The 18,435-nt window shown below is 61.9% G+C and carries 18 protein-coding genes; 8 read left to right on the top strand and 10 right to left on the bottom strand.

What is annotated here, in order from left to right; genetic code table 11:
* Nucleotides 1-63 precede the first annotated feature (63 nt).
* Nucleotides 64-636 (bottom strand): TetR/AcrR family transcriptional regulator, encoded by a 573-nt coding sequence (locus AC1DTN_RS29685; RefSeq protein WP_310388390.1) that lies wholly within the window; start codon nt 634-636, stop codon nt 64-66.
* Nucleotides 637-792: 156 nt separating this feature from the next.
* On the opposite strand from AC1DTN_RS29685, the gene AC1DTN_RS29680 reads away from it, so the two are divergent.
* Nucleotides 793-1,374 (top strand): DUF308 domain-containing protein, encoded by a 582-nt coding sequence (locus AC1DTN_RS29680; protein ID WP_477923797.1) that lies wholly within the window; start codon nt 793-795, stop codon nt 1,372-1,374.
* A gap of 228 nt (nt 1,375-1,602) precedes the next feature.
* On the opposite strand, the gene AC1DTN_RS29675 is transcribed toward AC1DTN_RS29680, so the two are convergent.
* The gene (locus AC1DTN_RS29675) at nt 1,603-2,523 is read right to left on the bottom strand and encodes an ornithine cyclodeaminase family protein (RefSeq protein WP_477923795.1); all 921 of its coding nucleotides are present in this window, start codon (nt 2,521-2,523) and stop codon (nt 1,603-1,605) included.
* A 70-nt stretch (nt 2,524-2,593) separates the two neighbouring features.
* On the bottom strand, nt 2,594-2,998 hold the full coding sequence (locus AC1DTN_RS29670) for a hypothetical protein (protein ID WP_477923794.1): 405 nt from the start codon (nt 2,996-2,998) through the stop codon (nt 2,594-2,596).
* 264 nt (nt 2,999-3,262) lie between these two features.
* Here AC1DTN_RS29670 and AC1DTN_RS29665 point away from each other — a divergent pair, with 264 nt between their 5' ends.
* The 4 genes from AC1DTN_RS29665 to AC1DTN_RS29650 all read left to right on the top strand — a co-directional run bounded on the left by AC1DTN_RS29665 (nt 3,263) and on the right by AC1DTN_RS29650 (nt 6,614).
* Entirely contained in the window at nt 3,263-4,426 is a 1,164-nt protein-coding gene (locus AC1DTN_RS29665; RefSeq protein ID WP_477923792.1) for a M20 aminoacylase family protein, read from the top strand.
* Nucleotides 4,427-4,637: 211 nt separating this feature from the next.
* Nucleotides 4,638-4,811, top strand: coding sequence for a hypothetical protein (locus tag AC1DTN_RS29660; RefSeq protein WP_442205637.1), 174 nt, complete (start codon nt 4,638-4,640; stop codon nt 4,809-4,811).
* 366 nt (nt 4,812-5,177) lie between these two features.
* Nucleotides 5,178-6,104, top strand: coding sequence for a PhnA-like protein (locus tag AC1DTN_RS29655; protein WP_442205904.1), 927 nt, complete (start codon nt 5,178-5,180; stop codon nt 6,102-6,104).
* Nucleotides 6,105-6,128: 24 nt separating this feature from the next.
* Nucleotides 6,129-6,614, top strand: a complete 486-nt coding sequence (locus AC1DTN_RS29650) for a YciE/YciF ferroxidase family protein (RefSeq protein WP_113184288.1) — start codon at nt 6,129-6,131, stop codon at nt 6,612-6,614.
* 83 nt (nt 6,615-6,697) lie between these two features.
* On the opposite strand, the gene AC1DTN_RS29645 is transcribed toward AC1DTN_RS29650, so the two are convergent.
* Together AC1DTN_RS29645 and AC1DTN_RS29640 are read right to left on the bottom strand one after the other, a co-directional pair.
* Nucleotides 6,698-7,276 carry an LOG family protein gene (locus AC1DTN_RS29645; protein ID WP_310388379.1) on the bottom strand — a complete coding sequence of 193 codons (579 nt, stop codon included), beginning with the start codon at nt 7,274-7,276 and terminating at the stop codon, nt 6,698-6,700.
* Nucleotides 7,277-7,399: 123 nt separating this feature from the next.
* Complete coding sequence (locus tag AC1DTN_RS29640; RefSeq protein ID WP_442205638.1) at nt 7,400-8,695, bottom strand: sensor histidine kinase; 1,296 nt, start codon at nt 8,693-8,695, stop codon at nt 7,400-7,402.
* Nucleotides 8,696-8,955: 260 nt separating this feature from the next.
* On the opposite strand from AC1DTN_RS29640, the gene AC1DTN_RS29635 reads away from it, so the two are divergent.
* Together AC1DTN_RS29635 and AC1DTN_RS29630 are read left to right on the top strand one after the other, a co-directional pair.
* Nucleotides 8,956-9,882 (top strand): LysR family transcriptional regulator, encoded by a 927-nt coding sequence (locus tag AC1DTN_RS29635; RefSeq protein ID WP_113323855.1) that lies wholly within the window; start codon nt 8,956-8,958, stop codon nt 9,880-9,882.
* A 125-nt stretch (nt 9,883-10,007) separates the two neighbouring features.
* Complete coding sequence (locus tag AC1DTN_RS29630) at nt 10,008-10,580, top strand: EF-hand domain-containing protein (protein ID WP_439015343.1); 573 nt, start codon at nt 10,008-10,010, stop codon at nt 10,578-10,580.
* A 60-nt stretch (nt 10,581-10,640) separates the two neighbouring features.
* Here AC1DTN_RS29630 and AC1DTN_RS29625 read toward each other — a convergent pair whose 3' ends face one another.
* The 4 genes from AC1DTN_RS29625 to AC1DTN_RS29610 form a co-directional block, all read right to left on the bottom strand.
* Nucleotides 10,641-13,025, bottom strand: a complete 2,385-nt coding sequence (locus AC1DTN_RS29625) for a calcium-binding protein (protein WP_477923790.1) — start codon at nt 13,023-13,025, stop codon at nt 10,641-10,643.
* Between the two features lie 234 nt (nt 13,026-13,259).
* Nucleotides 13,260-13,574: a hypothetical protein gene (locus AC1DTN_RS29620; RefSeq protein WP_439015341.1), complete on the bottom strand. Its 315-nt coding sequence runs from the start codon at nt 13,572-13,574 to the stop codon at nt 13,260-13,262.
* A 15-nt stretch (nt 13,575-13,589) separates the two neighbouring features.
* Nucleotides 13,590-14,249, bottom strand: coding sequence for a L,D-transpeptidase (locus AC1DTN_RS29615; protein ID WP_162748055.1), 660 nt, complete (start codon nt 14,247-14,249; stop codon nt 13,590-13,592).
* Nucleotides 14,246-15,187 (bottom strand): ABC transporter substrate-binding protein, encoded by a 942-nt coding sequence (locus AC1DTN_RS29610; protein ID WP_439017228.1) that lies wholly within the window; start codon nt 15,185-15,187, stop codon nt 14,246-14,248. Before AC1DTN_RS29610 ends, AC1DTN_RS29615 begins: the two co-directional genes overlap by 4 nt.
* Nucleotides 15,188-15,652: 465 nt before the next feature.
* Here AC1DTN_RS29610 and AC1DTN_RS29605 point away from each other — a divergent pair, with 465 nt between their 5' ends.
* Complete coding sequence (locus AC1DTN_RS29605) at nt 15,653-16,438, top strand: YdcF family protein (protein ID WP_439015340.1); 786 nt, start codon at nt 15,653-15,655, stop codon at nt 16,436-16,438.
* Between the two features lie 44 nt (nt 16,439-16,482).
* Here the strand turns inward: AC1DTN_RS29605 and AC1DTN_RS29600 are convergent, their stop codons facing one another.
* Entirely contained in the window at nt 16,483-18,411 is a 1,929-nt protein-coding gene (locus tag AC1DTN_RS29600; RefSeq protein WP_439017227.1) for an adenylate/guanylate cyclase domain-containing protein, read from the bottom strand.
* Nucleotides 18,412-18,435 lie beyond the last annotated feature (24 nt).

Genomic DNA, 18,435 nt, shown 5'->3' with positions numbered 1-18,435 from the left:
ATGCCATCAGACGCATGTGGTCCATCGGGATGACGCGGCTGCCGCTTCTATACCTGAGTGTTACTACGCCTTAAGTCTGGCGATCTGCGGGCCGACAATCGCGGCAAAGAGGCTGGGCTCGCCAAGCGCTCGGGCCGATAGCATTGCGCCATGAACTGACGCCATCAGGATCTGCGCTTCTTCCTCGGGCGATCTGGCGAGCCGGAAGAGCTTCTTCTCCACACCAGCCTTCAGCACCGATGTCAGCCAGGCTGCCAGGTTCTCGAAATGCCGGCGCACATGGGCGGCCACCGGCTCCGGCAGCATCTGTATTTCGGCCGCGAGCATGGCGCAGACGCAGAAGGGCTCGGACGCGTCGAGGATGCATTTCTGCCAGTAGTCCAGATAGGCCTGCAGCTGCTCGACAGGGCCGGGGACGTGCTCGCGCAGCGACTTCAGGCCGGATTCGGCGCGTTGCGTATAGCGGTCGACCAGGACCTGCACCAGCTCGGCCTTGGTGGGGAAATGGTGGTGGATGCTCGCCTTGCGGATGCCGACCGCATCGGAAATATCGGCATAGCTGAAGCCGTTATAGCCTCCCGCCACGACGAGGGACTGCGCTACGTCAAGGATCTTTTCCGAGGTCGTCTGTTCCATGCAGCTTGCCTATCTGCGGGTAGGGAGGCTGTCAAGTTTGGCACAGCGGGCTCGCTCACGCGCATGTGTTCCAGCCGGCAGAGGCCAGCGGCGTTTGACGGTTGACTCTCCAAGTGTCTCTACCTACTAGTAGGAAGTCAAAACAAGGAGCCTGTCATGCAAAACCAATCTTCTCCGCAATCGAGCTGGTTGCGATCCTATTATTTCGTCCGTGCGCTGTTCTCGATCGGCTGGATCATCGCCGCCATTCTCTCGGCCACTCTGTCGGGAAGCCAATCGGCGCTCGCCTCCCTGCTGCTCGTCACCTACCCGGCCTGGGATGCGGCGGCGAACCTTGTGGACGCCCGCTCTAACGGCGGCCTGAAGGCCAATCCCGCGCAGACGTTCAACGTCGCCGTCAGCACGATCACCACGCTTGCCGTCATCATAGCCGTCCTGAACAGCACCTATGCCGTCCTCGCGGTCTTCGGCGTCTGGGCCATCCTTTCCGGCCTGTTGCAGCTTTCGGCCGGCGTGCGGCGCTGGCGCATCTACGGCGCGCAATGGGCGATGATCCTCAGCGGTGCGCAATCCACGCTCGCCGGCGGTTTCATGATCAGCCAGTCCTTCGGCTCCACGCCGCCGAGCATCCTCGACATTGCGCCCTATGCCGGGTTCGGTGCCTTCTATTTCCTGCTGTCGGCTGTGTGGATGACGGTTGCTGCGTATCGGAAAGGCAGCCATGAAGTTCTGCCTTGAGCATAGCATTGAGCTCAATCTTGTCTCGAGGCCACGCGCCGGACGCGCGCGTGGCCTCGAGAGCTTAGTCAAAATTACATCGTTCGCTTCGGCATATCCCGGCGAGGTGGGATGAATGCTGCCGGGGAGGCACCCATATACCTCCTTCATTCCTGTGTGCCCGCACCAGCGCGAGGGAAGTCACGGGAATCCAGCCACCGCGCGCACGCCGCAGGAATATCTATGAGGTCAAAATGCGTCGAGCAGAGCAGATGCCAGCAATACTTCGGTTCCGGCGAGCCCAACAGAGCAGAATAGAGTTATGTCCTCTGACGAGGACCGGGTCTTTCCGGGCATAGAAACCAACTCAGCCAGATCGACCATTCGATTTTCGTGTTGCGTGCCAGCGAGAAAAAAAGGCGACGCGTAGGCTTGCACTTGTTCAGGCGCATCCGTGGCTATGATCTTGGCAGTATCGGCGACGTCGAGCCCAATTTCATGCCCTCCAACAAGCTTGGGGCCAACGGTATTGACGTGAGCGCCTGGCGCTAGATCTGCAGCATGTAGGATTGGGGTCCTACTCGAGGTCGCGCAGATAACGATGTCGGCATCCATCGTCGCCTTGGCAACAGTTTCGACGGGCGTGACCTCTACACTGAGATTGYGTTGCATCTCTTCGGCGAAAGCTTTTCTGTTGACCACATCCCGGCTGTACACACGAACAGAGGATATAGTTCTGACTGCTACGGCCGCAGCAAGCTGAGTTCGTGCTTGGACGCCACTACCGATTACGGCGACAGACTTCGCATTCTGTGAGCTCAGATGCCGTATCGCAACGCCGCCAATTGCGCCGGTCTTGATGGCACCGAGACGTTCCCCGAGAACCAGGCCTTTCAGTGTCCCCTCGTTCGTCGACCAGACGGCGACGATTTGAGACTGCTTCGAATTCTGAAACGTATCGTACACACGGAATCCAGCCAGTGGAGCTTCGCCAAGGATCCCTCCCACCGTGAAGACCAGATCGCCATGCTCTCCGAAGGAGACGTGATGCCTTGGTGGCGATACGATCTTGTTATCGAGCCTCGCTCGAAAGGCCAACTCCAGGACATCGATTGCCTTAGCCATCACATCGTGGCCGATGAGGTCGCGATCACCGAGCAGTTTGACCATTGCGACGCCTTCCGATGATTGAGAGAAGTTGCCTTGATGTTACGCATTGGCGGGTATCTAGATACGAGCATCACCGCACCCTTGGAAAAGCAGGAGGGGTGAAGAAGCGCCATCGAAATGCTACCGCGGTCAATAGCCCGGCGCCTGCGCCAGCTATGATTTCGGCAAGCCACTGGTCTCGGGGCTCTGGAGAAACCGCCCAGTAGAACGCTGCGAGCGCAACTGCTGCGACAGTAACGAGGACGGCTTGTCGAACCGTCAGCGGCCAGGCAAATACAGCGTAGAAAAAACCCGTTTCAAAACCGACGATCGCTGTCACAAATTCTGAGATGGCATCAGTTGATGCTTCGCTATAGGCGCTGATCGCGCGAAACGTAAGCAAGAGGAACGCAACTGCAAAGGTTTGCGAGGCCATAGCCGCGATCGCCGTGCGTCCCCTGGAGTTCCGAATTTTTGAATATCTGAAGAAAGCCATCCGTCATCCTGACCGCGGCCCAAATGCGAGAATCACGTATCTTGTCTTGCCGCGATAAGTCCCCTACAACCTTAAGTGCACTTGAGGTCAAGGGGTTTTGCCTTGGGACGCGCATGGCCGGCGACGATCGATAAGTCCGGCTCTCTCCTATTCCCGATCCATTCCCCGGTTGGCAAATTGCCGCCGCAGCGGCTAATCTCGCACAACCCCACTTTCGGCCGCCGCTCCCCGCGGCCCGGCCAGCCACATTACGAGGATACCATCATGAGCATCATCGAAGCCGTCGCCGAAGAGGCCAAGGGCTGGCGCCGGCATATTCATCAGAATCCGGAGCTGCTCTTCGATCTGCCGGAGACGGCGGCGTTCGTGGCGGGCAAGCTCGCGGAGTTCGGCTGCGAGAATGTCACGACCGGGCTTGCCAAGACCGGTGTCGTCGCCGTCATCGAGGGGGCGAAAGGTTCCGGCAAGGTGATCGCGCTGCGCTGCGACATGGATGCGCTGCCGATGTCGGAGCAGACCAATCTTCCCTATGCCTCCAGAAATGCCAACCGGATGCATGCCTGCGGCCATGACGGGCACACCGCCATGCTGCTTGCCACCGCCAAGTGCCTGATGGAGAACCGGGATTTCTCCGGCAAGGTCGTGCTGATCTTCCAGCCGGCGGAGGAGGGCGGCGGCGGAGCGCGGGTGATGATCGAGGAGGGGCTGCTCGAAAATTTCGGCATCGACGAGGTCTACGGCATGCATAACGAGCCGGGCCTTGAGATCGGTTCCTTTGCCACGCGCGCCGGCCCCTTCATGGCGGGTGCCGACCGTTTCGTCATCACCATCAACGGCAAGGGCGGGCATGCGGCAGCGCCGAACATGACGCGCGATCCGGTTCTCGTCAGCGCCCATATGGTCACCGCGCTGCAATCGATCGCCTCGCGCTTCACCGATCCCTTCGATCCCGTCGTCGTCTCCATCACCTTCTCGGAAGCCGGCAACGACAAGGCACTGAACGTCATTCCCGCCTCCGTGCGCCTCGGCGGCACGATCCGCACCATGCAGGCGGACACGAGGAAGGCCGTCGAACAGCGGTTCCGGGAGATCGTGCATGGCACGGCGAAGCTGTTCGAGACGGAAGCCGAGATCGACTGGCGGCCGGGTTATCCTGTCACGGTCAACGATGCCGGGAGGACGTCAGCCATCGTTGCGGCGGCTGCAAGGGTGGCCGGCGAGAGCCAGGTGGATCCGGCTTACGAGCAGTCGATGGGGGCGGAGGATTTCTCTTACATGCTGGAGAGGCGGCCTGGCGCGATGATCCTGATCGGCAACGGGGATAGCGCGGGTCTGCATCACCCGGCCTATGATTTCAACGACAAGGCGATTGCGCATGGGGTGCGCTATTGGCTGTCGCTGGTCGGGCAGGAGCTTGGGGGAAAGTAGAGCATGCTGGCAGTGGGGCCGCGGAGCATCCCGGTCTGCTGCCCACGCAATGGACAGCAGCTTTCGAGTCACTCGCTTTCCGGCTCAAGCCCAAATGCGTCACGAATGCCGATCCCGGTCGCCGATTGCCTTAATTGATTATGGAACAGAGCTGCGTCCCGGGGGTTGAGGTGCGAGGCCGATCCCGGCTTCAACCCTTAAGGAGAATATCATGCCGAACCAAAGCGCCTCCAACGACAGCGGCAAATCCGGCCAGTCGAGCAAGAGCAGCGACGTCAAGTCCACCAAGAAGGCTGCGGACACGAAGGGCAGCTCGAGCACACGCGGCGGCACTCACGAGCAGCACGTCAAGGCCGGCGAGCAGAGCCATAAAAGCAGCAAGTAGATCGGAAACGATCAGGGAAGGGCCCGCAGCAAGCGGGCTTTTTTTGTGCCCACGCCATGCCGGTTGCGGAAATTGCGCAACCTTCATTTCTCCATCCGATCAATAAGACGCGCCCGGCGCGGAACTATTCGGCTCCGCTTCTGTTAGGCATTGACCCACCGACGCATCAGATCCTCGGCAGGTCGTGAGAGACCCTCTCTCTGAAACATCTCGGGGCTTTCCGTGCTCTCCACCGCCCATCCCAGGATGGCGCGCGAATGCCGGCAGGCCACCACGCAAACACCCGAGCGGAATCTGTGTTCAGCACGCTGCATCGATGCAGGCGTGAACCAAAGGAATATGCCTATGCCCACCTCTCAGCCAACGATGGCCCAGCCATCGATCTCCCGGCCGCGCGGCGATGCCGTGACCGCCGATACCGGGGTCTTCGATCCCTCGCTTACCGGCGCCCTCAACAAGATCTCGTGGGGAGCGGTATTTGCCGGCGTGGTTCTCGCGCTTGCCGCCCAGTTTCTTCTGAACCTGCTCGGTGTCGGCATCGGCGCTGCCGTGCTTGATCCCGTCAGATCGGACAATCCGGCCGCCAGCACCTTTTCCATCATCGGCGGCCTCTGGTTCGTCGTTGCCGGCATTATCGCCGCCTTCATCGGCGCCTATGTCGCGAGCCGCCTCTCAGGCCGTCCCAGCCAATCCACGGGCGGTTTTCACGGCATCACCTCCTGGGCGGTGACGACGCTCGTCATTCTCTATCTTCTGACAACCTCCGTCGGTGCTCTTGTCGGCGGTGCATTCAGCGGCCTTTCGGGCGTGGTCAGCGGCGTCGGCAACAGTGCGGCGACTGCTGTGACCGCTGCCGTACCGGCAATTGCCTCGGCCACCGATCCGATGGGCGATATCGAACGCCAGATCCGCGATGCGAGCGGTGGCAACGAGCCGCAGGCCCTGCAGACTGCCGCAGTCTCCGCCATGCGGGCCGTGGCAACAGGCAACCAGGCCGGCGTCGATGATGCCAAGGCCCATGCTGCCGATGCTCTGGCCAAGGCCCAGAACATCCCCGTCGATCAGGCGCGCACCAAGGTCGATCAATATGAAGCCAACTACAAGGCTACGGTCGAAGCTGCCCGCCAGCAGGCGCTCGTTGCAGCGCAGGCCACGACCACGGCCGTTTCCAGAGGTGCACTCCTCGGCTTCCTCGCGCTCGTGCTCGGCGTCGTTGCAGCCTGGTTCGGCGGTGTTGCCGGCACCAAGCCTGCCGTCGTCGTCGAAGAATACACGCTTGGCAGAAATACCTGATCCAACCCCTGAAGGGACAAGACCATGCCAAAGAATCTCAACGATCTTCTCTATGAAACGCTCAAGGATATCTACTTCGCAGAAAAGCAGATCCTGACAGCCCTGCCGAGACTGGCGGAAGCGGCCCAGGCGACCGAACTGAGAGAGGCCTTCCAAACCCATGCCACCCAGACCGCCACCCATGTGGAGCGTCTGGAACAGATCTTCGACATCATCGACAAGCCCGCCGAGCAGAAGCCCTGCAAGGCAATTCTCGGCATCATCGAGGAAGGCAAAGAAGTGATGTCGGAATTCGAGGGAACGGCTGCACTCGATGCCGGCCTGCTCGCCGGCGCCCAGGCCGTCGAACACTACGAGATCAGCCGCTATGGCACGATGCTCGCCTGGGCCGAACGTCTCGGCCTCGATGAGGTCGCGGCCCTGCTTGCCGAAACCCTCGACGAGGAGGAGGCAACCGACGAGTTGCTGTCCGAGATCGCCGAGACGACGGTGAATGCCGAAGCTGCCTGATACTGGTCGTCATTGGCCGGCGTGCTTTTAACAGAGCACGCCGGCTTTCGTTTGCCCGGCGAACATCCGGTTGGGAGCGCACCTTACAGCCACTTCGGCACTTCAACCCGCTGAAACGCGCGTAGCTCCTCGATCAATCCATCCGCATCCGCATTGACCGAAATCGAATATCGATGGGCCGGCGGCAGGAATTTCGTTTCCACCATATGGTCGATGAATTGCAGAAACGCGTCGAAAAATCCGGCGGAGTTCAGCAGGCCGACCGGTTTGTCGATTTCGGAGAGCTGGTTCATCGTCCAGACCTCCATCAGTTCCTCCATGGTGCCGATGCCGCCTGGCAGCGCGATGAAGGCATCGGCGAGTTCGGCCATACGCTGTTTGCGCAGGCGCAGGGTCGGCGTGATTTCGTCTGTCGTCAGGCGCGGGTGGGAATGTCCGCGCTGGTGCAGGCTTTCGGTGATGACGCCATGCGCCGTGCCGCCGGCTTCGAGCACGGCATCGGCGACGACGCCCATCAGGCCCTTTGTCGTGCCGCCATAGACGAGGCCGATACCCTCACGGGCCATGGCCCGGCCGAGCGCCCGGGCGCCATCGGCGAAATCTTCCGTTGCGCCGAAGTTCGATCCGCAGAATACCGCGATGGACTTGATGGAACGTGTCATGATCGGGCGCGCCTTTCCTATGCTTTTGCTCACACGCATTAGCGGCCGGCTGCCGCAAAGGAAAGCTGTCGGGAGGCTCTGTGCGGCGTCAGTCCCGATATGCACAACGCCGATCACGCAATGTCAGCCCGCCGGCAGCGAGACGCGGAAGAGGGCGCCGCCATCGCCGGCATTGGCGGCGCTGATATCGCCGCCGTGGTTAAGGACGATTGACTGGCAGATGGAGAGGCCGACGCCGACGCCGTCCTGCTTCGTCGTATAGAAGCAATCGAAGATGCGGCCGAGATCGGCAGCTGAGATGCCGTCACCGCTGTCGCGGATGGAGAATTGGACCCTCCCGTCCGCCTCGCTGGTGGCAATCTCGATGCGTCGCGGCCGCCTGCCACTGCTGACGACGGCTTCGATGGCATTGACGAGCAGGTTGACGACGACCTGCTGCATCTGGATGCGGTCTCCGAGGAAGGCAGGCAGGCCGGGCCCGCACGCAACCGAAAGGCGGATCGCGTGCATATCGGTCTCATGGCCGACGAAGGACAGCGCGTCCTTGACGATGTCGTTCAGATCGAGCGGCATCCGCGTGTTCGTCTGGCCGCTCGCCATGCCCCGGACGCGCTTGACGATTTCGCTCGCCCTATGGGCGCTCGCCGCCATGCGCGCGGCAAGCTCGCCGAGTTTGGCAAGGTTGGGCTCGTCGCGCGAGAGGTGCCGCATGGTGGTTTCGCAGTCGGTGACGATCGCGGCAAGCGGCTGGTTCACCTCGTGGGCGATCGAGGTCGCAAGCCTGCCGAGCATGGAAAGACGCGCCGTATGCAGCGGGTCGACCTCGTGTTCGTGTGGCTGTCTCCGCCCGGTGATATCCTCCAGCACGACGAGCAATGTGTCGAGACTTTCGGCCGAGGGGAAGGTAACCGACAGTTTGACATCGAGGACGGCGCCCTTGAAGCTGCGCATCTTCATTGGCTCCGAGAAGAGCTTGGTTCCGTCAAACCAGGCGCGCATCAGCCTTTTGATGGTCTCGGGCGAAGCCGCAAACAGGTAGCTCGCCGGCCCCACGAGATCATCTGACGAAGAGGCCTGTAAAAGAGAAACAGCCATCTCGTTGGCATCGGCGATGAAAAGGCCGGCCTGCGCGATACCACCCTGCCATAGGCCCTTCGACAACAGGTGCTCGGCATCACCCCTGGCTTTCAATCCGGCGAAGAGCGCCCTGAGACCCATGGCATCGAGCTGCAGGACCGGAACCGGGAGGTGATGGATGGAGACCGTATGGTGCGCCTCGCCGCGCGGGCGCTTTGCCGGCAGGTCGCTTCCGGCACCGCCCTTGATGACGACGATCGGCGCCTGTTCGGCAGATCGCTCGCTGCGTCTGGCGTCATTCCATCGAGCAGCGATGTTTCTCGCTATCGGCGTGTCGGCCATGCGCTCTTCCTATGTGTTCAGCCAATATATTTCGGCCCATATGTTTCAGCGGGGGCAATAGTTTGCTTGAGACAATAGTTTCCCGTTGTGGGCGCGCGCCGTTTTTGAGCGCGCATCCACCTCGCGGCCGCCATTGGCGACACCACATCCGTCATGATAGTAGCCATCAGGCTGAATAGAGTCGTGGCAGGTTAGAGCGGGGGCAAGGGCGGCACAATGCCCGCTTCCGTCAACAGGGTGTTGCGCTCAGTGGAACGCAGATGATCGACCTGGATGATATCAGAAGCTTCGTGGCGGTGGTCGAAAGCGGCGGCTTCAACCGCGCCGCCCAGCAGCTCGGCGTCTCGAAGTCGATCGTCAGCCGGCGCATCGCGCGCATGGAAACGGATCTCGGCGCGCAGCTGATCAACCGCAGCACGCGCGGCATCAGCGCAACGGAGGCCGGGCTTGAATTCAAGCTGCGCTGCGGGCGCATCCTGGCCGAACTCGAGGAAGCGCGGGATGCGGTCGCCACCTATGCCGGCGGCGATGTCACCGGGCGTCTGAGGCTTGCCGCACCGCTTGCTTTTGGCCAGCGCTATCTCGGCCCGATCCTGACCGAGCTCGCCGGCCGCCATCCGCGCCTCGAGCTCGACGTGTCCTTTTCCGACCGCGCCGTCGATCTCATCGGCGAGCATTACGATGCGGCGATCCGGCTCTTCGAGCTGCGCGACCCCTCGCTGATTGCGCGCCGCATCGCGCCGGTCAGGCCCTTCATCGTCGCCAGCCCCGATTATATCGCCCGCCATGGCCGCCCGGGGAGGCCCGAAGACCTGCTTTCGCATGACTGCATCATCTATTCCGGGCGCCATATTCCGGAATGGAAGTTCCGTGTCGGCGAGCGCATGGTGTCGATCCGCCCGAACGGGCGGCTTCTGACCGATAATGCCGAGGTGCATCTGAGCTGGACGCTCGCGGGGCTCGGCGTGGCGGAGCTGCCGTCTTTCATCGTCGCCGATGAGATCCGCAAGGGCACGCTCGTGCCGGTGCTTGTCGATTATTATCTGGATGAGGGCGCGATCTACGTCGTGCGCCCGCCGGGGCCGCATGTTCCGGCCAAGGTGCGGGCGCTGATCGATATCATGCTGGAGCGGCTTGGCGGGGAGGGCAGTGCTGCCTATCCCTCGGTCCTGCGGGCAGGAGAATAGCCCCTCTCCGGGAATTTCGTTACAGTTGTAACACAAGGCGCAGATACCCGCTTTCGGCCAGTTTCAAGCAAGTTCTGCTTTCCAGTTTGCGCGCATCCACACGCCAAACAAAAGGATGAAACACCGTGATCGTCGGCTCCGATAATTCAACCCGCAACCTGTTCAGCTATATGCCCAGAGTCTCCGTCAGTGTTTTTGGCGAGGGGAAATACGAAAAGACAACCGGGGAGCTGGTGAATACGGTTCCGGCAAAAACGGATGATCAGCTACTGGCCGAACTTTACGATCGCACCGCCCAGCAGACGCTCGACGATGCCGATATCGATGGCGACGGGCTGATGAGCAAGGACGAGTACATGGCCGCTCAAAAACGGCTGGCCGATGCCGACAACAGGATCTTCGATATCGATGCCGCCGAAGAACGCTGGTCGACCTTCGATCCGACCGGCAAGGGGGCGGTCGACAAGAATGAGATCATCGAGGGCCTGAAGATCCTTCTGCCGCTCAAGGTCGGCCATCTCGATGCCGACATGGCCGAGCGTATCCAGAAGCAGGCACTGGAGGCTTCCAAGGAAGCCCTGCAGAATTTCCAGGAGGCGATGGACGCGGAGAGCAAGAAGCCGGCAATGGCGGAAACGATCAAGACGACGATTGCCGAGCAGGCCTCGCTTCTCTCGCTCTATGACGAGTTCAAATAGGAGAGCAGAGCCGGCGGGGCCACGAATGTTGCGTCGGCGCCTGATCAAACAAACAGGAAGTCAGGCGAACAGGAAGTCGCCGGACTGCAGGACATAGGCTCCGTTGAATGTGGCAACTCTGACGGCGCTGTCTCCTCCGGTGCCGTCATCGTCCCAGTAGAGCGTGCGGTCGGAGGTGTTGAAGTAGAACTGGGCGTCTGTGCCAATGGCGGTTTTGCCGACATGGAAATCCAGGGTGGACGTGGTCATGCCCTGGAAATCGCTGGACTGGAACGCCAGGAAATCGTCCGCGCCAAAATCGTTGATGAAAGCGAAGTTCGATGCGCTGGGTGCGGCGAGGACGAAAATATCAGCGCCGCCGCCGCCGGCCAGGCCATCACTGCCGCCGCCGCTGACGAGCGTATTGGCTGCAGAATTGCCTGATATCTGGTTGTTGCCGCTATCGCCGATCCCGGTCACGGCGCCCGCCTGAAGGATCAGTGTTTCAGCGCCGGTTCCCGCGAGCGAATAGGTTTCGGCCGTGGAATAGATGATATCGTTCCAATCCCAGATGCTGTCACCGGTATCGTGGACGACGTCGCCGGCGCTGTCGACCTTGTATTTGTCGTTTCCATCCCCGCCATCCATGGTGTCGTCGCCGGTACCGCCGGCGAGTATGTCATCGCCGGAGCCGCCGTCCAGCTTGTCATTGTCTGCCCCGCCATCGAGATAATCGTTGCCATCGAGACCGGAAAGCGTATCGCTTCCGGCAGCGCCGCAGAGCGTATTGTTGCCGCTATTGCCCGTGATGACGTTAGCGAGCGCGTTGCCGCTCGCATACAGGTTACCCTCCGCGACAAAGGCGAGGTTCTCGACATTGGCCCCCAGCGAATAGCTCACCTGGGCGAGGATCGTATCGGTACCCTGTCCTGCCAGCTCCACGACCCTGTCGGCCGAGGTATCGACAATGTAGGTATCGTCGCCCAGGCCGCCCGTCATCCGGTCGTGGCCGTATCCTCCGTCCAGATGGTCATTGCCCGCAAGGCCCGTCAGCGTGTCGTTGCCGGAGCTTGCATATATGGCGTCGTCTCCGGCCGTGCCGACCAGGTTCTTGTCGGGATAGGTGCCGTAGATGCGGTTGCTCGGAAGCTCCACCGCATGGGCGTCGGTATCGAAGCGGACCTGAAAGATGCCGGAGTCGTATCCCTGGACATCGGTATAATCACTGTCGGACGCCCCGCTGACGACCCAGCCGCCGTCATCGAGCGCCGCCACCTGGGGTATATCCTTATAGCTGTGGGTCAGCGTGTTGATGAGCGCCTCATCGCCGTTTTTCGTCCCGTCGGCGTTAAACGCCTGCTGGTAGACGTGATAGAAGGTGTCGGTGAATCCCATCACCGTCCAGGTCACAACCCAGCCGCCGTCGGCAAGAGCCGTCACCTTCTGGTTCGATGCATATGTCCCGTCGGTATCGACCTGGGCCTCGCCGCCTTGCGGCGTCCCGTTCGCGTTGTAGGCCTGCTGCATGATATGGCCGTCGTCGCCCGAAAGCCAAATCACCACCCAGCCGCCGTCGCCCAATGCTGCGGAGCCGTGATAGGCTTGGTTGCCGTCCGTCGTGGTATTGACGCGTGTCTCCGTGCCGAGCCGTGTTCCGTCGGCATTATAGGCCTGCTGATAGATCCCGCCGCTCGAACCGTCCTGGCCATTCGATTCCCAGATGACGACCCAACCGCCGTCGCGTGCCAGCACGGTCGGGCTGTCCTGATAGGAATTGGTGTAGGTATTGACGAGGGTTTCCCCGCCGTGCGGCGTGCCGTCGGCATTGTAGATCTGCTGGAATACGCCGGTTTCGGAACCGTCCTGCCCGGGCGATGACCAGGTGGCGACCCAGCCGCCACCATCGAGTGGCGCCATCGAGCCCAGCCACTGGTTTCCATCGGTGTGGGTGTTGACCCGGGTTTCTCCGGCGATCTTGGAGCCGTCGGCAGCGAAGGCCTGCTGGTAGATCCCGTATCCGGAACCGTCCTGGCCTACCGACAGCCAGCTGACGACCCAGCCTCCATCGGCTAGCCCCATGACCGACCGCGACCCCTGTCCGGCGCCTTCAAAAGTGTTGACGTGGGTCTCGCTGCCGCGCGGCGTGCCGTCCGCGTTGAATGCCTGCTGATAGACCCCGGGCGTGGAGATCCCCTGGTCTCCCCAGGTGATCACCCAGCCGCCATCGGCAAGGGCCGCGATGGCCGGCATTTCCTGATTGCCCTCGACGAAGGTGTTGACGCGGGTTTCAGGACCGGAGGGGGCGCCTGTGGCGTCGAAGACCTGCTGGTAGACGCCGGTGCCGCTGCCATCCTCCAGAGTGGAGGCCCATGTGATCACCCATCCGCCGCCCGGCAGCTGTGTGGTCACAGTACTGTACTGGGAATTGACCGTGAACGTGTTGACCTGAGATTCTACAAACGGCATTTACCTTCCTCCTCAGATAGACAGTCCCGAGAAAATGAACGCGCTGCAGACCCGATGCGTATTGCTACCATACCGTTCTTTTTTGACGATTGCCCGACAGTCCCGACAATCTTCAAAAGAGAACGGTATGGACATGCAACCCGTCGATCGCCCGCAATATCAAATCGACGAGCAGGCATCGGGGCTCTCACCTTTCGGCGGGATAAAATAGCGGGCGCTGGGAGCGGCCCGCGCTTACGCGGGCTGAACGCTCCTCACCACGCCCGTGCGGTCGATGACGCAGGCGAACTTGCGGCCCGAGGCGTCGAGATCGACGGTGAAGCCGCCGGCTTCGACCGGGCGCGAACTCGTCGGCAGGACTTTCGCCCTGTCGAGACCGGCCTGTTTGGCGGCGGCATCGGCGCAGAGCAGCTGCAGGTCGGCAGGAGCGGTCTCGACCGCCGTGCGCGACATCTGGTCGGGCGGCGGGGCCGACTGGCAGGCGGCAAGTGCCGATAGCGAGCAAAGGAACAGGGCCGGGAGCGGCCGGCTCTTCAAGGACATGCGCATACTAATTCCCCCGTTTCAGACGCCTTTATAGAGGGCCGCGCCCTGCATCAGGACGATGACCTTGGCGCCGACCTTTATCCGCGAGTGCAGATCGATGATGTCGTCATTGTTCATGCGAATGCAGCCCGAGGATACGTCGAGCCCGATCGACCAGGATTCCGGCGTGCCGTGGATGCGGTAGATCGTGTCGGCATCACCGGCATAGAGATAGAGCGCGCGGGCTCCGAGCGGGTTGTCGGGGCCGCCCGGCTGGCCGGCCGCCCATTTGGCGGCATTCGGGTCACGGGCCACCATCTCGGCGGGCGGGGTCCAGGTCGGCCATTCGGCGGTACGCCCCACGCGCACGATGCCGGCCCAGCCGAAGCCTTCGCGACCGACCCCGATGCCGTAGCGGATCGCCTGGCCGCCCGGCTGCACGAGGTAGAGAAAATGCTGGTTGCCGTCGATGATGATCGTGCCAGGCTCCTCCGCCGTGCGGAAGGTCACGACCTGCCGGCGGAAGGCATCCGGAACCTGCTTGTTACGGGCGAAATATTTGCGCGCCGTATTCTTGTCGTAATCGACCCACTGGCGCGTCTTGGGATCGTAGATCTGCGTGCCGGCCGCAAGGGCGACATAGGCGGCGAGGCTAAGCGCCAGCGCGGTCAGCGCAGCTTTCTGCAATGTCCGGTTCATGGTTTTGCCCATCCCTTGATGCGGGCGGCATTCTCGGCCACCCATTTTTCCGCGTAATCGGCGGGCGGCGTCCGTTCCACCTGCAGCGCGTAGGTCATGGCAGTCACTTCCTCAGGCGTCAGATCGACCTTCTCCAGGAAGGCGGCGACGTCAGCATGTTTGGCACCGAAAGACGTCGACCAGGCGATGTGGAATTCCGATGGCGGCCAGGCGACATCGGCCTTCGAATGCTCGATCCAGAGCGGATCGCTGCCGGGCGCGATCTTCCATCGTGCGGGATCGTAAGCCGGCTCTTCCAGCCGCGTCACCTTGTGCAGTTCGAAGACATTGTGCGGCGCATAGCAGGCAAAGACCATTGGCCGGCCGGTGGCGACAGCTGCATCGACGGCTGCCATGCCGACATCCTCTTCCGCCTCCACCAGCGTGAGGTTGCTGGCGTAACCGTAGCTCAAGGCGCGCACCCGCTCGATGCTCGCCGAGGTCCAGGTTGCCGCTCCGATCCAGAGCTCGCCGCGGCCATCGCCATCGGTATCGAGCAGGGCGCCCTTTTCAGGATCCGAGAGATCCTTGACGCTCTTGATGCCAGCCTTTTCGGCGTCCTCGGTGGCGCAGAGGCCCTGCCAGGCGGCAACGGCGCGTTTGGCCAGAACCACCGCCTTCTTCTCATCGACATATTTTTCGATTGCCGCATCGAGGTTCGGCCGCCAGACCTCCGGGTGGATATCGAGCTCGCCGGATTCCAGCCCCGAGAAGGCATTGAGTTCTCCCATCTCGCGCAGGTCGGCCTCGAGGCCGAAGTTCTTGCCGATCGCGACCTTCAGGATATTGGCCGTCGCCTGTCCCGACGGCCAGTTCGGCACGGCGATCACGAGATCGGCGGCCTGGAGGTTGCCAAGGGATGCCGAGGCGATGAAAAGCGATACCGTAGCGGCAAGCATGGCCGCAGGTCGCTTGAAACTTTGCGGCGGTCCGGCGGGCGTGCGCCTCGCATGTTTCGGACTGTCTTCGTGATGATGTCTCACAGAAACCCCTCCGTTTCCGATCCTCGATGGCGCCGAGGAGCCGCGCGACGAACCCGATACCACCTATCATGGCACTCGCCATGGCGGGGGCTCCGGCGCATATACGATGCCGAACGCCGGCGGGCGCAATGTCTGCGCTCCTCTGCTGCACACGTCCTAAACACACCACGCGCATGCCGGGGAAGTACGTTACTGTAAATGCGGCCGTAAATTCGTGCGGCGAGCGGCGAAGCGGAAATGAGGAGTGGGACTTACGCGCCACTCGCCTCATCAATTGACCTGATCGGCTGGAGAAGGCAGAACGTCTCCCAAAAACCAGACTTGCCCCGAATCCACGAATAGGCTTTCGTGGCCGCATTTCAGTAGGATACCGGCACGCCCATGTTTTTCTTCGCGAAGGTTTTCTGGCTCACGTCCCAACCCGTCACGATCGGCTTCCTGCTGATCGCGCTCAGCGTCGTCTTGATGATCTTCCGTATCCGGCGGCTCGCTATCGCGGCCGGGCTCCTGTCGCTCACGCTCATCTTCGTGAGCTTTTACACCACATCGGGTGCGCTGATCGTGCAGGAGCTGGAGGATCGTTTTCCGCGGCCGGCCGCACCTGCCGATGTCGCCTGCATTGTCCTGCTCGGCGGCGGGATCGCGACAAAGGTCGATGGCGTGCGCGGTGGCTACAACCTGGATGACGCGGCTGATCGCTATATCGAAACGGTACGGCTGGCCGGCGTCTATCCCAATGCCAGGATCATCATGTCGGGCGGCGATGGCAGTCTCACCGGCGGCTACGTCAAGGAAGCGGATATCATCCGCAGGATGTTCGACGATTTCCATATCGACCCGGCCCGTGTCGAATATGACGCGGAGTCGCGCGATACCTATGAGAACGCCATCAATACCAGGGCGATCCTGCAGCGGCTGAACCTCGACAACTGCCTGCTCGTGACATCGGGTTTCCACATGCCGCGGGCGGTGGCAATCTTCCGCAATCTGGGCATGAACGTCACGCCCTGGGTCGCCGATTACCGTACGACTGGAAAACAGGGCCTGACGCTGTCGGCCGGCCATCCGATCGACAATGCCGACCTGTTGACAACGGGCCTGCGGGAATGGATCGGCATCGTCGCCTATTATTTCGCCGGGCGCGTTTCGACCCTTTATCCGCAGTGAGGGCAGGCGGCTTGCGCCTCGCAAGCGCATTGCAGAGGGCTGTTCTATGGCTGCCCGGCAGGGTCCGCTTTCGCCGCCTCGCATTCCGGCAGCCGCACAGGTCTGGCGAGTTTCGCCAGCACCTCGGGCTTGGCGCATGCCGGGAAGCCGGCTAACGGCATCGTCTCTATGAACCGGCTGCGTTCTATTGAGCTTAGGCCGGGTTCATTGATCATGCCCTCCACAGTCAGGTCCGGGTGCTGCTTGAGAGCTTCGCTTGCCGAAGCATTCGCCTCGTCGGTTCGACCGAGTGCCGCAAGCGAGCTGCTGCGCACCACCCAGGTCCACTTTTGGTAGCTGTCAGGCGTCATGCGTTCGAGCATCTTCACGGCGTCCTCATATCGGCCCGCCATGAAATAGGCGGGTGAGAAGAAGTTGGATGTCCACATCGGATAGTTCGGGTCGAGCCGCTTTACCTGGTCGACCATTTGAGCGCCGCGTTCGGGTTCGCCGAAGCGTGCTGCATAGCCGGTATAGAAAGTCAGGATTTCGGACGAACCCGGCGCCAGGCGAAGGGCCGTGTCCAGCTCAGACTTGGCGCGGCCCATGTCGCCTTTGTTGGCAAGGCTCATGCCAAACACCGCATGTGCTTCGGCGTCGCTCGGATCAAGCCGCACCGCGCGTTCGGCCACATCGTCGGCCGCCTTGCGGTTGCTCTCGGGATCGACGCCAAACAAACTCAATATTTCATGCGCATGGTAAAGTTCTACCCAGGCCCGTGCCAGCCCTGGGTCCAGCTCGATGGCGCGGTTGAGAAACGTGATGGCCTCGTCCTCATCGGCTTTGGTGAGCTTTTCAATTTTCTCGGACCCGAGCAGATAATAATCATAGGCATTCAGGTTTTCAGGCCGTTTGCGTTTGGCTGCGGCGCGCCCGGCCTCTTGAATCAGTCCCACGCCGCCGCCGAGGCGGTTGGCGACCTGCTCTGCGATTTCGGTCTGAACGGCGAACACGTCCTCGGCGGGCCGGTCCCAATTCTCCGACCAGAGATGGTGGCCGGTGTTTGCATCGATCAACTGTGCTGTGATCCGGACCCGGCCACTCTGCCGCTGGATCGAGCCTTCCAGCACAAAGCCGACATGGAGTGCAGTTGCTACCTGGCGGGCATCCACCGGCTTGCCTTTAAAAACTTCCGTCGAATTGCGCGCCACCACCTCGAATTCGGGAAACCGCGCGAGGTCGGTGATGATGTCCTCCGTCAGGCCATCGGCCAGACGCCCGCTCGCCTCGTCGCCGCCAAAATTGTCGAAGGGCAGCACCGCCACCGACGGCTTGCCGCTCAAAGGTTCGGGCTGCAGGAACCACCAGGCCGCGCCGCCCGCCAGAGCAACCGCAATGATTGCCGCCGCAGCCGTTCCGGCCCAGTGCGGTATCATTCCGAGAACCAGGCGGCGCGCCCGTTTGCCGTCGAGCCTCAGCCGATACATCCGCACCGGGCGGCTGATGTTCTTGACCTGCTGCTCGCCGGCGAAATCGAGCGGCCAGTCGAGTTTGCCCTGGAGATGATCGTATGCCGTCCCCGACACCATCACGCCGCCCGGCTCGGCCAAATGCTCCAGCCGCGCGGCGACATTCACCCCATCCCCGTAGAGGTCGCCATCCACCAAGGCCACATCGCCCAGATTGATCCCGACGCGGAAGATGATGCGCTCTGGCTCCGGCAGGTCGGCGTTGCGCGCTGCCACGCTATTCTGGAACTCCGCGGCGCAGGCAACCGCATCGACCACGCTGTCGAAGGCGACAAGCGTGCCGTCGCCCATCAGCTTGATAACGGTGCCATGGCGCTCAGAAATTGCGGGATTGATCAGGTCGGCGCGGATGGCCTTCAGTCGCCTGATGGTGCCGGCCTCATCGGCCTCCATCGCCTTCGAGTAGCCTACCATATCCGCCGCCAGGATCGCGAGCAGCTTCCGGTCGAGTGCGGGGGTACTCATCATCGTTGCCTTGCATGAACATGC

It is taken from the genome of Rhizobium sp. 01T444, from assembly GCF_056398305.1.
This window is presented reverse-complemented; position numbering and strand designations above follow the sequence as displayed.

Excerpts from the sequence above, each read along its gene's own strand:
- AC1DTN_RS29685 (WP_310388390.1), bottom strand. The coding sequence starts at position 636 with ATGGAACAGACGACCTCGGAAAAGATCCTTGACGTAGCGCAGTCCCTC.
- AC1DTN_RS29680 (WP_477923797.1), top strand. The coding sequence starts at position 793 with ATGCAAAACCAATCTTCTCCGCAATCGAGCTGGTTGCGATCCTATTAT.
- AC1DTN_RS29670 (WP_477923794.1), bottom strand. The coding sequence starts at position 2,998 with ATGGCTTTCTTCAGATATTCAAAAATTCGGAACTCCAGGGGACGCACG.
- AC1DTN_RS29665 (WP_477923792.1), top strand. The coding sequence starts at position 3,263 with ATGAGCATCATCGAAGCCGTCGCCGAAGAGGCCAAGGGCTGGCGCCGG.
- AC1DTN_RS29660 (WP_442205637.1), top strand. The coding sequence starts at position 4,638 with ATGCCGAACCAAAGCGCCTCCAACGACAGCGGCAAATCCGGCCAGTCG.
- AC1DTN_RS29655 (WP_442205904.1), top strand. The coding sequence starts at position 5,178 with ATGGCCCAGCCATCGATCTCCCGGCCGCGCGGCGATGCCGTGACCGCC.
- AC1DTN_RS29650 (WP_113184288.1), top strand. The coding sequence starts at position 6,129 with ATGCCAAAGAATCTCAACGATCTTCTCTATGAAACGCTCAAGGATATC.
- AC1DTN_RS29645 (WP_310388379.1), bottom strand. The coding sequence starts at position 7,276 with ATGACACGTTCCATCAAGTCCATCGCGGTATTCTGCGGATCGAACTTC.
- AC1DTN_RS29640 (WP_442205638.1), bottom strand. The coding sequence starts at position 8,695 with ATGGCCGACACGCCGATAGCGAGAAACATCGCTGCTCGATGGAATGAC.
- AC1DTN_RS29635 (WP_113323855.1), top strand. The coding sequence starts at position 8,956 with ATGATCGACCTGGATGATATCAGAAGCTTCGTGGCGGTGGTCGAAAGC.
- AC1DTN_RS29625 (WP_477923790.1), bottom strand. The coding sequence starts at position 13,025 with ATGCCGTTTGTAGAATCTCAGGTCAACACGTTCACGGTCAATTCCCAG.
- AC1DTN_RS29620 (WP_439015341.1), bottom strand. The coding sequence starts at position 13,574 with ATGCGCATGTCCTTGAAGAGCCGGCCGCTCCCGGCCCTGTTCCTTTGC.
- AC1DTN_RS29615 (WP_162748055.1), bottom strand. The coding sequence starts at position 14,249 with ATGAACCGGACATTGCAGAAAGCTGCGCTGACCGCGCTGGCGCTTAGC.
- AC1DTN_RS29610 (WP_439017228.1), bottom strand. The coding sequence starts at position 15,187 with ATGCTTGCCGCTACGGTATCGCTTTTCATCGCCTCGGCATCCCTTGGC.
- AC1DTN_RS29605 (WP_439015340.1), top strand. The coding sequence starts at position 15,653 with ATGTTTTTCTTCGCGAAGGTTTTCTGGCTCACGTCCCAACCCGTCACG.
- AC1DTN_RS29600 (WP_439017227.1), bottom strand. The coding sequence starts at position 18,411 with ATGAGTACCCCCGCACTCGACCGGAAGCTGCTCGCGATCCTGGCGGCG.